The following is a 12,121-nucleotide window of genomic DNA, read 5'->3' as shown; positions in this document are numbered from 1 at the left end:
CGCTGACGGTCGCGCGATAGAGGCCGGCGGCGGGGATGTGGCGTGTCGCCGCAAGCGGCGGCAGCGCGAAAGCGATCGCGATGAGCAGGCCATAGGCCGCGCTGACGGCGAGCGGCAGCGGATAGATGGCGATGCCCGGTTTGACCGGCAGCGCATCGCCCGCAATCGCGCCGATGATCGCGGGAGCAAGCGCTCCGACGATCAGCCCCGCGACGATCGACACCGCCGCGACCGCGAGGATCTGCAGGCCATAGATGCGTGCGACCGTGCCGCTGTCGGCGCCGAGCACCTTCAATGTCGCGAGGCCCGGGCGCTTGCCCGCGAGATAGCTCGCAACCCCGTTGCCGACGCCGATCCCGGCAATCACCAGCGCAGCCAACCCGACGAGCGAAAGGAACTGCCCCATGCGCTCGATGAAGCGCCGTGTGCCCGGCGCGCCATTGCTGCTGTCGGTGATGTCCCAGCCTGCATCGGGGAACTCGGCGGTCAGCGCCTTGCCGACCGCTTCGGCATTCGCGCTTTCGGGCAAGCGCACGCGATATTTGCTTTCGTAAAGGCTGCCCGGCTGGATCAACTGCGTCGCGGGCAGGTCGGCCAGCCCGATCATCGCGACGGGGCCGAGCGTGAAGCCTTCGCCCAGACGGTCGGGCTCCTCGGCGATCACGCCGTCGATCAGGAAGCTCTTTTCGCCGAACTTGACGCGTTCGCCGACCTTCAGGTCGAGCCGCGAGACGAGATCCTTGCCGATCCAGATACCGCCCGGGGGCGGCGGACCTTTGCGCGCGCCGCTTTCCAGCCGCATCGTGCCATAGAGCGGGTAGGCGCCATCGACCGCCTTCAATTCGGACAGCAACGCCTCACCATCGGGATCGTTTGCCATCGCGCGCAGCCGGACGGTGGCGGAGGGCGTGCCGACGCGGCGGAATCCCGCCATTTCGTCCGCGGTTGCCTCGCGCTGCGGCAGGCTGAACTCGACATCGCCGCCGAGGATCGTCTGCCCGCGCACTTCGAGCTCGGACGTGATGCCGCGCGTCAGGCTGCCGATCGCCGCAAGCGTCGCGACGCCGAGAAAGAGGCACACGGCGAGCAGGCGCAGGCCCCGGATGTGCGTCGCGAGATCGCGGCGGGCGATCCGCCAGAGCGTGGCAAGCGGCAGCATGCGGTTCAGGCCGCCCGCTCTTCGATCCGCCCGTCGTGCATCACGACGACGCGGTCGCAATGTTCGGCGAGTTCCGGGTCGTGGGTGATGATGAGCAACGTCGCGCCAAGCGCCGCGCGCCGCGCAAAGATCAGGTCGATGATCGCGTGGCCGGTCGCGGTGTCGAGATTGCCCGTGGGTTCGTCGGCAAAGATGATCGCGGGCGAACTCGCCATCGCGCGCGCGATGGCGACACGCTGTTGCTCGCCGCCCGATAGTTGCGCTGGATAATGGGTCAGGCGGTGGCCTAGCCCGACCGCCTCCAGTTCGGCGGCAGCGCGTCCGAAGGGGTCGGCGATCCCGGCCAGTTCGAGCGGTACCGCGACATTTTCGAGCGCGGTCATCGTCGGCAGCAGGTGGAATGCCTGGAGAACGATGCCGATCCGCCCTCGGCGCGCGCGCGCCAGATCATCCTCGTCCATCGTACCGAAATCGAGCCCGGCGACATTGATCGTGCCGCCACCGGCGCGTTCGAGCCCTGCAAGCACTGCCATCAGCGAGCTTTTGCCCGACCCTGACGGGCCGAGCAGCGCGACCGACGTACCGGCGGGAACTTCCAGATCGACCCCCCGTAAAATTTCGACGGGGGCCTTGTCGCTCCCCAAAGTGAGCGTCACATTATGGGCGGCGATCGCCAGTTCCGGCGAAGGTCGTGTGGCGTCGGTCAAGAAGGGACCCTTTGGAATGAAAACGGCCGGATGGCGTTCTGCCTTGATATATGGTTGTGCGATCGCGCTTTGCCAACCGCTTGCCGGATGCGGCTCGGCGGAGGCACCATCGGCATCGACGAACGACAAGCCGGCCACTCCGAAGGCGGCGACAATCCCCGCCGATGCACCGCTGGTCATCGCGTTCGGCGACAGCCTTTACGCGGGCTATCAGCTTGGTCCGAAGGAAGGGCTCGCGCCGCAATTGCAGGCTGCGCTGGCTGGCGATGGCGTTGTCGCGCGTGTCCAGAATGCGGGCGTGTCGGGCGACACCACCGCGGCGGGAAGGCAGCGCCTGACCTATGTGCTCGATAACGCGAAGGCGAAGCCCGCGCTCGTCGTCCTCGGACTCGGCGGCAACGACATGCTGCGCGGCATCGGCCCCGACCAGACGCGCGCCAATCTCGATGCGATGCTCGCCGAACTGAAGACGCGCGGGATTCCGGTGCTGCTCACTGGCATGATGGCGGCGCCGAACCTCGGCAGCGACTATGCGAAAAAGTTTAACCCCATCTACCCCGAACTGGCGTCGAAATATGACGTGAGCTTCTATCCCTTCATCCTCGACAATGTCGTCACCGACAAATCGCTGATGCTCGCCGACAATATGCATCCCAACGCCAAGGGGGTGAAAGTTATGGCCGAGGGGCTGGCGCCGCTCGTCGAACAGGCGCTGCCGGACGCGGACTAGCCGCCGCGCGGCCCGAACAATATGATCGCTGCGCCGCCGAGGCACACGGCGGCACCGATCAGGTCCCAGCGGTCGGGTTTGGCACCTTCGACCGCCCAGAGCCATATGAGCGCCGACACGATATAGACCCCGCCATAAGCCGCGTAGGTGCGTCCCGCATGTTCGGCGTCAACCAGCGTGAGCAGCCAGGCGAACAGTGCCAGCGACGCGATACCCGGCGCGATCCACCATACCGGCTTGTCAAGCCTGAGCCACGCCCAGAAAGCGAAGCAGCCCGCGATTTCGGCGAGCGCCGCTCCGATATAAGCCAATGCCGTCATCGGCGCACCGTGGCGGCACCGCGTGCAAAAGAAAAGGGGCGACCCGCAGGCCGCCCCTCTCTTTTCGTTTCGCTGTTCCGAAAGGATCAGAAAGCGAAGCCGAGACCGACCGCAAAGGTGTCGAAGTCGTCGAAGTTGTTGATGAACTGGTGACGATATTCGGCCTTGGCGTACAGGTTCTGGCCCAGCTTGTGCTGGTAGCCGGCACCGACATACGGATCGTCGATCTGGCCGAAGGTGTAACCGGCGTTGGCATAGAGCTTGCCGTTGGCGCCGATCTTGGCACCCGCGCGGCCGCCGGCCGAGAACTGAACCTTGGCGCCGTCTACGAGGACCTTGTCGCCAGCGATTTCGGCGCCGCCGAATGCGGTCGAGCCGAGGTCGAAATCATAGCCGCCGGCGATGCCGAGCGTCGCGTCGTCGAAACCGCTGCCGGTGATGTAGCCGCCGCGCACTTCGACGCGGGCTTCGCCGCCTTCGGCAGCCATGGCGGGGGTTGCAACGATGGCCGTCAGGAGAGCGGCTGCAACTGCGAATTTCTTCATTTTGTTTTCCTTCTTTCTGGATCGGGCCACGCCCTTTGGGTCGCGACCGGCCCCCTAAATGGCGTTCGCGGCTGTCGCTTCAATGAACGGATCGTTCAGAATGTGACAATTTTCTTACCTGTGTTATTTTTACCACACAGTATAGAATAGGTATGCGGCCTCGCATCCGCGAACGCGCAGATTTCTGCCGATTATGAGGTAGAAAAAAAAGCGCGAAGCGCGCCGTCAGCCGAGTGCGGCCTGCTTTTCCTCGGCGATCCGGTCGAGTTCGGCGCGGGTTGGCTTGGTCGCCGCGCTCTTCAACTGTCCGCACGCGGCCATGATGTCGCGCCCGCGCGGAGTGCGCACCGGCGCCGAAATCCCGCTCTTGAAGATCAGGCTGCTGAACGCGCGCACCCGCTCGGGCGACGAACATTCATACGGGGCGCCGGGCCAGGGGTTGAAGGGGATCAGGTTCACCTTTGCAGGCAGGCCATAATGCTTGATCAGCCGGACGAGCTCGCGTGCATCGGCGTCGCTGTCGTTCTTGTCCTTCAGCATCACATATTCGAAGGTGATGCGCCGCGCATTGTTCGCACCCGGATAGTCGGCGCACGCTTGCAGCAGTTCCTCAATGCCATATTTGCGATTGAGCGGCACGATTTCGTCGCGCACTTCCTTCGACACCGCATGGAGCGAGACGGCAAGGTTCACGCCGATCTCTTCGCCCGCGCGCGCCATCATCGGCACGACGCCGCTCGTCGACAGCGTGATCCGGCGCTTCGACAGCGCGAGGCCATCGCCGTCCATCACGATCTTGAGCGCGCCCTTGACCTCGTCGAAATTATACAGCGGCTCGCCCATGCCCATCATCACGATATTGGTGAGCATCCGTCCGTCGGCGGTATAATGCCCCGCCTCGTCGTCGGCGTCGTCATCCTCGGGATCGGGACCGAACCCCGCCATCGTGCCCTTCGGCCATTCGCCGAGCGCGTCGCGCGCGAGCAGGACCTGTCCGACGATCTCGCCCGCGCCGAGGTTGCGGACGAGACGCATCGTACCGGTGTGGCAGAAACGGCAATTGAGCGTGCAGCCGACCTGGCTCGACACACATAATGTCCCCCGATCGGCGTCGGGGATGAAGACCATCTCATATTCCTGGCCGTCGGCGGCGGCGAGCAGCCACTTGCGCGTGCCGTCGCTCGACACCTGCGCCTCGCGCACTGTCGGGCGGCCGATGATGAAACGGTCGGTGAGCCAGGGGCGCATCGTCTTGGCGATGTCGGTCATCGCCTCGAAATCGGTGACGCCGCGGTGATAGATCCAGTGCCAGATCTGCTTGGCGCGCAGCTTCGCGGCCTTGGCATCAAGCCCGGCCTCGACGAGCACGCCGCCGATCGCGTCGCGGGTCAGCCCGACAAGGTCGATGCGGTTGCCGCCGCGCAACGGGACGGTGCCCGTCGTGACGGGGTCGATATGGCCGGGAATCTGCATGATGCGCGGCCATATAGTGGGGAAGCGCCGTTTGCGCCAGTCCCGACGTCAAACGACTCCTCCGGGGACGATTACAGCGCCGCCAGCATACCCAGCACCGCCGGCAGATTCCCGTTCGCTTCGGCATTGCGCAGCGGCAGGACATTCTGGACAAGAATTTCGACGGGTGTCGGTTCCCTGGCGAACAGCGCCATCACTTCGTCGGCGAATTCGTCCAGCGGCATATAGTTTTCGCGCGCCGACTGCCCGGGGGTCAGCTCCGTGCGCACCGCGGGCGGCGCAAGTTCGATCACTTCGACCTTGCCCTCCAGTTGCACGCGCAGCGCGACCGAATAGCTGTGCATCGCCGCCTTGGTCGCCGAATAGGTCGGCGCCTTGGGGAGCGGCACGAACGCCAGCCCCGACGTGACGTTGACGATCGCGCTTCCGTCTTGCGCCGCCAGATGATCGACGAGCGCGTCGGTCAGGCGGATCGGGCCGAGGATGTTCGTGATCACGGTCGTTTCGGCATCGGTCAGGTCGCGCCGGGCACCTGCGGCCTCGTACATCATCACGCCGGCATTGTTGACGAGGATGTTGAGGCCCGGGAATTTCGCGATCACCTCTTTGGCGAAAGCCGCGATCGCATTCGCGTCGGTTACGTCGAGTGTCATCGCCGACATATTCGCCCGGCCGGCGATCGCCGCGTCGAGCTTTGCGGCGTTGCGCCCGGTGACGATGACAGTGTTGCCCGCGTCGTGCCAGCGCTGCGCGAGCGCGAGGCCGATGCCCGAACCCCCGCCGGTGACGAGGATGGTGTTGCCGCTGGTCTTCATGGTCTTGCCTCCTTCGGGGTGGTGAGAAGGTCTGGATATTCCTATACTCTCCAAAAGAAAGAAGGCACCTGAAAGTGCCATGGTTACCTAAAAGAGAGATTTGGATTTTCCGCGATGCCCATTGCCGAAAAAATAGCTTACGATCCCCACGCCCCGGTCGATCCGCGCGTCGAAACGCTCGTCAACGAACTGATCGGTCGAGTCGCCGACAAATGGACGCTGCTCGTGCTTGAGGAGCTCGAGGATCACGGGACCTGCCGTTTCACGGCGCTCGCGCGGCTTGTTCCCGGCATCAGCCAGAAGATGCTGACGCAGACGCTACGCCAGATGGAGCGCGACGGGCTCGTCGTGCGAACGGTCCACCCGGTCGTCCCGCCCAAGGTCGAATATTGCCTGACCGACCTCGGCCACAGTCTCGGCGCGGCCTTTTGCGGCGTCTGGGTATGGGCGGAAATGAATCTGGAGAAGGTGGCGAGGGCACGGATGGCTTTCGACTCGCGGGAGTAGGGCGGTGCCGGTCCGGGTTGTCGATCAATCGACTCGCTCCGCCGCAGAATCCGGTTTGGTCGCTTGCGGGCGCGGGATCGCATTCATAAGGGTCGCCCGATCCATCAAATCATGGGGGACAAATTGTCAGCTTTCAAATCCGCTGCGCTCCTCGGCGCGCTTTTCGCCTCGACCTTTACCGTGGCTGCCAGCGCCCAGGGCGTCGCGATCGAGGGCAATCTTGCGCGCGCGCAGGGACATTGGGGCGGCGAACTGGGCGCGGGCTATGGCCTTCGCGCCGGGCCGATCACGCTGCGCCCTATCGGCGGACTGCTGATCCATTCGGACAATGACGAGCGCGAAGTGAAGCTCTATGCCAAGGCCGAGGCGACGGTAACGATTCCGGCCCTCGCCGAACTGGGTGCGGGCGCACGCATCAGCGGCGACCGGACCCGAATTTATGGCACGGCGGCGTTCGATCTGCTCCCCAAGCTGAAGCTGAAGGGTAATCTGGGCGACGGCTATGCGGCGATCGGCATCATGGGACAGTTTTGACTGGCCCGGACCCGGGGCGCGGTGCAGGGCATCGTGACTCGGTCCGCCTGACTGGCGATCACCTTGAAGCGGCCACGGTCGCTAAGGCCGAAGCCGGTCGTCGCCTCTGATCGGACCTCAGGCTGCGCCGTCCCACGCCGCTATCGTCGTCCGATGAAGCAGGCGGTCGTGGCCGTCGTAACCGCCGGTGGCGCGGTGGAGGAGCGAGCGGTTGTCCCACATGACCAGCATGTCGGGTTCCCACGCATGGCTGTAACGGAATTCCTCGCGGCCCTGCCACTGTATCAGCTCGTAGAGCAAAGGCAGGGCTTCGGCGTCGTCGAGCCCCTCGAAGCCGATGATATAGCCGGCGCAGCCGAAGAGGCCCAGACGGCCGGTTTCGGGATGAGCGCGGACGAAGGGATGGAACTGCGTGTCGAGCGCCTCCGCGTCCGAGCGGATATCCATGCTGCGCCCTATGTCGTTGGCGCCATACATGCCCGAGGGTGCGTAGCCGGCGCGCGCGCTGTGGATCGCCTGCAATCCTTCGACGCGCGCGCGAAGGTCGGCGGGCAGCGCGTCGAGCGCGGCGTGCTGATTCGAAAATTCGGTGTTGCCGCCCACCGGCGGGATCGTGATGCCGAAGAGGCAGGTGCCTGCGGGCGGGTGTTCCTGAAAACTCCAGTCGCTGTGCCAGTTTTCGGCGAAGAGCGGCGCGGTCTCGTCGGCCTTGCGCTTTACCGCGATGATATGCTCGTGACCCGGGATCGGCCGGATGAAGGGATCATCGCCGAAACCGCCAAAATAGCCGGTGAAACGCTCGAGATCGTCCTCGCGCATCACCTGATCGGGGAAGGCAAGGACATGGTGATCGAGCCATGCCGCGCGGATTTCCGCCACGGTTTCAGCGCCGAGCGGCTGCGTCAGGTCGAGACCGGTGACGCGCGCGCCGCACGCTTGGCCGCTGGGAGTGATCTTGAGCGTCATGGGCAGATGCTGCGCCGTTCGGGACGCAGGGTCAATTGGCAACACTCCCGGTGTAAACGAGAGGCTCCACGGCAACGGGGCCTGCTCCGTCCCGTCACTTCGCCGGCCCGCGACACCGACGATCGATGTAGACGGCGCCATCTTTTTTCCTCATCTTCATCCTCAGCCGCAACTTTTGCCACATACCGGCGAACATGGAGCGAAAGGGTGTCCGAGGCGGGACATGCCTCCATTGTTCGAGGTGGAGACCCCAGATGAAAATCCTGATCAAGATGGCGATGTCATTTGGCCTTGGCCTGTCGCTTGCTGCCATGCCGGCGCAGGGTATCGCTGCCCTCCAGCAGGGCGCGAAGGCGCCTGACTTTACCCTGAGCGCGGCGCAAGGCGGAAAGCCCTTCAGCCTGTCGTTGAAGCAGACGCTGAAGAAGGGGCCTGTCGTGCTCTATTTCTTCCCGGCGGCCTTTACCCCCGGCTGCACGATGGAAGCCCATCTGTTCGCCGAGTCGAGCGACGACTTCAACCGGCTGGGCGCGCGCGTCGTTGGCGTGACCGCCGGCAATATCGAACGCGTCGCGGAATTTTCGAAATCGGAATGCCGCGACAAATTCGCGGTCGCGGCCGATCCGGGCGCCAAGGTTGCAGCGAAATATGACGCTGCCATCCAGCGGCCCAATCAGGCGGCGATATCGAGCCGTACGTCTTTCGTGATCGCACCGGACGGAACCATCCTGCTGAGCTACACCGACAGCAAGCCGCAGGCGCATATCGAAAAGACGATGGCAGCGGTTCGTGCATGGAAGGCGCGGCAGCGCTGAGCCGGTGCGGGGTGCAGACCGGCGGATCGAGCCCTGCGTCGCCGATCTTGGCAATGGGTTCGAGGGCGAGCTGTCAAATCAGCGCTATCCGAATACAGTTTTTGCCCGAATATTGATGGCTGACCGTCGGGCGGTCCAAAGCCGCAGCGCCGTCTGGATGGTTGTTGTTTGGATCGTCATCGCGCAAGGGGCGAAAATTCAGGCGCGCTTTGCATCGAAAGGCCGAAATGTCCCCGGTAGTCATCGGCCTGCTTCTTGCTTCGGCATTCGTCCACGCCGTATGGAATGCCATCATCAGGAGCGGTGAAGACCGCTTTTGGTCGCTCGCGATCATATGTCTGGTCGGAGCAATGGCCGCGCTCCCTTTCGCCATCATTCTGGGCCTGCCCGCCGCGGCGAGCTGGCCTTATCTCATTCTGTCATCGGTGCTTCAGATCGGATATTGCCTGTTTCTGGTCAGGGCATATCGCGACGGAGACCTGTCGAGCGTCTATCCGATAGCGCGTGGAAGCGCGCCGCTGCTGGTTACGCTTGGTGCAGCCGTGGTTGCCGGTGAATTACCGAACACCGCCGGGCTCACGGGAATATGTCTTGTCTCGTCGGGCATCCTCTTGTTGACGCTGGGGTCCAGTCGCCCGGATGCGAAGTCGACCGTTGCAGCTTTTGCAACAGGGGTGTTTATCGCCAGCTATATGGTTGTTGACGGGCTTGGTGTCCGCTTGTCTCGAAGCGCGACCAGCTATGCGGCCTGGCAAGCCGTTGCGGCGGGATTCCTGATCCCTGTATCCTACGGCGTCATCAGACGACGCGCCCCCGGCTTGCCGCGCGGAAGAGAGGGCGCATTGGTTGTCGGTGCAGGGGTACTGGGCACGCTCGGCTATTGCATTGCGGTGTGGGCGATGAGCCGAAGCACAATGGGTGGCGTTTCTGCAATTCGCGAAACCAGTATCGTATTTGCGGCGCTTATCGGCACATTTGTTTTGAACGAAAAGATGACGCCGCAAAAATTCCTTGGCGTATTGGTCGTGGCAGCGGGGGTGGTCTGCCTCTCGGCGAGATAGAGAGGCTCGACAGGGTATCGGCAAGGAAACCTAGCCCATTCGGCAAAAAGCCGGGGCTGCGACCGTGCCCGAATCGCAACCCCGGCTTTGACGAGCCCCGCAACTTGGGCCCGCCGGTTATTTGCGGATCGAGCTGACCCGGATCGGTTGCCCGCGCGTCGCATTTGCGATCGCCAACTCGGCTTGCGCCGAAGCGAGGGCGCGCGTGTCGCGGCGGCATCGTCGCACATCGTTCTTGCCTTCGATGCCATAATCGGGCGCGGTGCCGCATACCGCGACGACCGCGCGCCAGATTCGGCGATCGAGTGCCCTCGTGCCCGCCTCGGTGCGAAGATCGAGATCGCGGTGCGCCACGGCGACGCTCGGGTTTGCGGGGGCAGTTTGCGCCGATACGGGCTGGCCGATCGATACGGCAGCAAGGGCGGCGAGGATCAGATGCTTTTTCATCTTGTGTCTCCATCGGCCGGCTGGGAGGGGAGGAAGCCGGTGAAGCCACCAGATAATCGATCGCCGGACGAGAAAGGAGCAACGATGTTGCGCGGCTATTCTGCAAAATTGCAGAATGTCGCGCGCGCGATTATGACGCACAAGACGTCATGTATGATTGGAACGACCTCAAGGCTTTTCTGGCGGTCGCGGAGACAGGCAGCACCTTGTCGGCCGCGCAGGCCATGCGCGTCAGCCAGACGACCGTCGCACGGCGCATTGCCGCGCTCGAGGCCGCGACTGGCCTCAATCTGTTCGAGCGGCGGCAGGCTGGCTATGCGCTGACGCCGGTGGGTACGGCGATGCTGGCGAGCGCACTCGCCGTTCGCGATGCCGCCGGTCGCTTCGGCGAGGCGGCGGGCGCGCGGTCGCGCGATGCCGGCGCTACGGTCAGCCTGACGACGATGGAAATTTTCGCGGTCACTATCCTGCCGCCGATCCTGCGCGACCTTCGCGCGGCGCATCCCGGAATTCATATCCACCTCGACACGTCGGACGAACCGCGCGACCTGGCGGGGGGTGCGGCGGACATCGCGATCCGCAGCAGCAAGCAGCCGACGGGCGCGGGCCTCGTCGGGCGGCGGATCGCCGACAATCCCTGGACGCTCTACTGCAGCCGCGATTACGCCGATCGCCATGGCATCCCGCACAGCCGGGAAGAACTGGCCACGCATCCCTTCATCGGCGGGGGAGGCGGCGTCTGGGAACCCTATCAGGCCTGGCTTCGGCAATACCGGCTCGAGGATTCGGTGGTGATGAAATATGATACCGGAACCGGCCTGCTCGCCGGCGTGCGCGCGGGCATGGGCCTCACCATCCTGCCGGCCTTTCTCGCCGAGCGCGAACCCGATCTGATCCGCTGCATTCCGCCCAAGAGCGAGGATACCACAGGGCTCTGGCTGTTGACCCACGAGCGACTGAGGCATGTGCCGCGCGTGCGGCTGGTCCTCGATTTCCTCGCTGCGGAACTGACGAAGCTCGCACGGAAGGGCTGAAGGGCAATCGCACGGTGATCGCGGCTTCGGGTTTCTCCCCGGAAGTCGATAGAGGGCCGGGGGACGAAACGCATTGGACGGGATCGGGCTCCGTCCCTAGACAGCGTCCTGTGCCAGCCGGCGCAGCGAGACATGAAAAACCGATATTTTGAGAGGAGTTATCGTGACGCGAACTTTCGCAGCCCTGCATCTTGCCATATTTGCGACGTCGTTGTGCGCGGCGTCCGTCGCCGCCGCCGAACCGGTCGCGGCGCGGGCGGGGCCGTCGATCGAGGCGCTGGAAAAGGTCATCGCCGACCGGAATCCGGAAACGCGTGTCGAGACGGTCGATCACGATCGGATCACCGCGAAACGGATCGACATTGTCGGTGACGACGGGGTGATCCGGATGACCTTGTCGGCCAAGACGCCGGCTCCGATCGTGGACGGAATCCAGTACAGGCGCGTCTTCGATGTGTCAGGCCTGATCCTGTACGATGCGCAGGGCAGCGAACGTGGCGGTTTCGGCGTCGCGGACCTGAAAGACGGCAGCATGGCGGTCCTCGCGCTCGACCATCCCGCAATGGACGCGGTTGGCTGGCGCGTCGCGCCCGACGGCGAAGTCAGCTTCTCGATCAACCAGGCGCCGCCGCTGGTTCGCGAGCCCGCGCTCGGCAACCGCCTGGTTCCGGGCGTGCCGACATCGACGCGGATCAAGCTGAACGTCGCCGCAGACGGGACGCCAACCGTTGCGCTTGCCGACGCCGGCAACCGCACGAGGGTACGGATGACTGTCACCCCGGAAGGATATGGCGCGATCGAATTCCTGAATGCGGCGGGCGAGGTTGTTCACGTTTTCGCGCCCGAAGCGGATTTGAAGAAATAGCTACGGGATGACATTCGGTGGGCCGGCGCGAAATCCGGCGCCGGTGCGCCGCAATCTCAGCGGAGCTTCGCGCATCCCAGCGCCGCCGCATCGATTGCCGTCGCGGCGCCGCGCAGGCGATAGGTGTCGGCGATCGCGCCGCC

General features: G+C 64.5%; 15 protein-coding genes. 7 read left to right on the top strand and 8 right to left on the bottom strand.

Translation table 11 applies throughout. The features are described from left to right. Together VN047_RS16035 and VN047_RS16030 are read right to left on the bottom strand one after the other, a co-directional pair. A partial coding sequence (locus tag VN047_RS16035) for an ABC transporter permease (protein ID WP_325544394.1) occupies positions 1-1,159 on the bottom strand: 1,159 nt, incomplete at its 3' end. A 5-nt stretch (positions 1,160-1,164) separates the two neighbouring features. Further along, entirely contained in the window at positions 1,165-1,866 is a 702-nt protein-coding gene (locus tag VN047_RS16030) for an ABC transporter ATP-binding protein (protein ID WP_325544392.1), read from the bottom strand. 16 nt (positions 1,867-1,882) lie between these two features. On the opposite strand from VN047_RS16030, the gene VN047_RS16025 reads away from it, so the two are divergent. Beyond that, complete coding sequence (locus tag VN047_RS16025; RefSeq protein WP_325544390.1) at positions 1,883-2,596, top strand: arylesterase; 714 nt, start codon at positions 1,883-1,885, stop codon at positions 2,594-2,596. Here the strand turns inward: VN047_RS16025 and VN047_RS16020 are convergent. The 4 genes from VN047_RS16020 to VN047_RS16005 all read right to left on the bottom strand — a co-directional run bounded on the left by VN047_RS16020 (position 2,593) and on the right by VN047_RS16005 (position 5,749). Further along, positions 2,593-2,916 (bottom strand): YnfA family protein, encoded by a 324-nt coding sequence (locus VN047_RS16020; RefSeq protein WP_325544388.1) that lies wholly within the window; start codon positions 2,914-2,916, stop codon positions 2,593-2,595. The two genes, VN047_RS16025 and VN047_RS16020, sit on opposite strands and share 4 nt — an antisense overlap. An 86-nt stretch (positions 2,917-3,002) precedes the next feature. Next, entirely contained in the window at positions 3,003-3,461 is a 459-nt protein-coding gene (locus VN047_RS16015; RefSeq protein WP_325544386.1) for a hypothetical protein, read from the bottom strand. A 225-nt stretch (positions 3,462-3,686) separates the two neighbouring features. Next, positions 3,687-4,934 (bottom strand): 23S rRNA (adenine(2503)-C(2))-methyltransferase RlmN, encoded by a 1,248-nt coding sequence (gene rlmN / locus VN047_RS16010; protein ID WP_325544384.1) that lies wholly within the window; start codon positions 4,932-4,934, stop codon positions 3,687-3,689. A 71-nt stretch (positions 4,935-5,005) separates the two neighbouring features. Further along, a complete protein-coding gene (locus VN047_RS16005; RefSeq protein ID WP_325544382.1) occupies positions 5,006-5,749 on the bottom strand; it encodes an SDR family oxidoreductase in 744 nt (247 codons plus the stop codon). Positions 5,750-5,863: 114 nt separating this feature from the next. Between VN047_RS16005 and VN047_RS16000 the strand changes: the two genes are divergently transcribed. Both VN047_RS16000 and VN047_RS15995 read left to right on the top strand, forming a co-directional pair. Further along, a complete protein-coding gene (locus VN047_RS16000) occupies positions 5,864-6,256 on the top strand; it encodes a helix-turn-helix domain-containing protein (RefSeq protein WP_325544380.1) in 393 nt (130 codons plus the stop codon). A 123-nt stretch (positions 6,257-6,379) separates the two neighbouring features. Then, entirely contained in the window at positions 6,380-6,790 is a 411-nt protein-coding gene (locus VN047_RS15995) for a hypothetical protein (RefSeq protein WP_325544379.1), read from the top strand. Between the two features lie 117 nt (positions 6,791-6,907). Here the strand turns inward: VN047_RS15995 and VN047_RS15990 are convergent, their stop codons facing one another. Then, positions 6,908-7,756, bottom strand: coding sequence for a TauD/TfdA family dioxygenase (locus VN047_RS15990; RefSeq protein ID WP_325544377.1), 849 nt, complete (start codon positions 7,754-7,756; stop codon positions 6,908-6,910). 254 nt (positions 7,757-8,010) lie between these two features. On the opposite strand from VN047_RS15990, the gene VN047_RS15985 reads away from it, so the two are divergent. Further along, positions 8,011-8,571 carry a peroxiredoxin gene (locus tag VN047_RS15985; protein WP_325544375.1) on the top strand — a complete coding sequence of 187 codons (561 nt, stop codon included), beginning with the start codon at positions 8,011-8,013 and terminating at the stop codon, positions 8,569-8,571. A 227-nt stretch (positions 8,572-8,798) separates the two neighbouring features. Next, positions 8,799-9,632 carry a DMT family transporter gene (locus tag VN047_RS15980; RefSeq protein ID WP_325544373.1) on the top strand — a complete coding sequence of 278 codons (834 nt, stop codon included), beginning with the start codon at positions 8,799-8,801 and terminating at the stop codon, positions 9,630-9,632. Between the two features lie 117 nt (positions 9,633-9,749). Here VN047_RS15980 and VN047_RS15975 read toward each other — a convergent pair whose 3' ends face one another. After that, a complete protein-coding gene (locus VN047_RS15975; protein WP_325544371.1) occupies positions 9,750-10,079 on the bottom strand; it encodes a UrcA family protein in 330 nt (109 codons plus the stop codon). 149 nt (positions 10,080-10,228) lie between these two features. Between VN047_RS15975 and VN047_RS15970 the strand changes: the two genes are divergently transcribed. After that, on the top strand, positions 10,229-11,113 hold the full coding sequence (locus tag VN047_RS15970) for a LysR family transcriptional regulator (protein WP_325544370.1): 885 nt from the start codon (positions 10,229-10,231) through the stop codon (positions 11,111-11,113). 163 nt (positions 11,114-11,276) lie between these two features. After that, positions 11,277-11,978, top strand: a complete 702-nt coding sequence (locus tag VN047_RS15965) for a hypothetical protein (protein WP_325544368.1) — start codon at positions 11,277-11,279, stop codon at positions 11,976-11,978. Positions 11,979-12,121 lie beyond the last annotated feature (143 nt).

Source organism: Sphingopyxis sp. (genome assembly GCF_035565275.1).
Taxonomy (GTDB): Bacteria; Pseudomonadota; Alphaproteobacteria; order Sphingomonadales; family Sphingomonadaceae; genus Sphingopyxis.
This window is presented reverse-complemented; position numbering and strand designations above follow the sequence as displayed.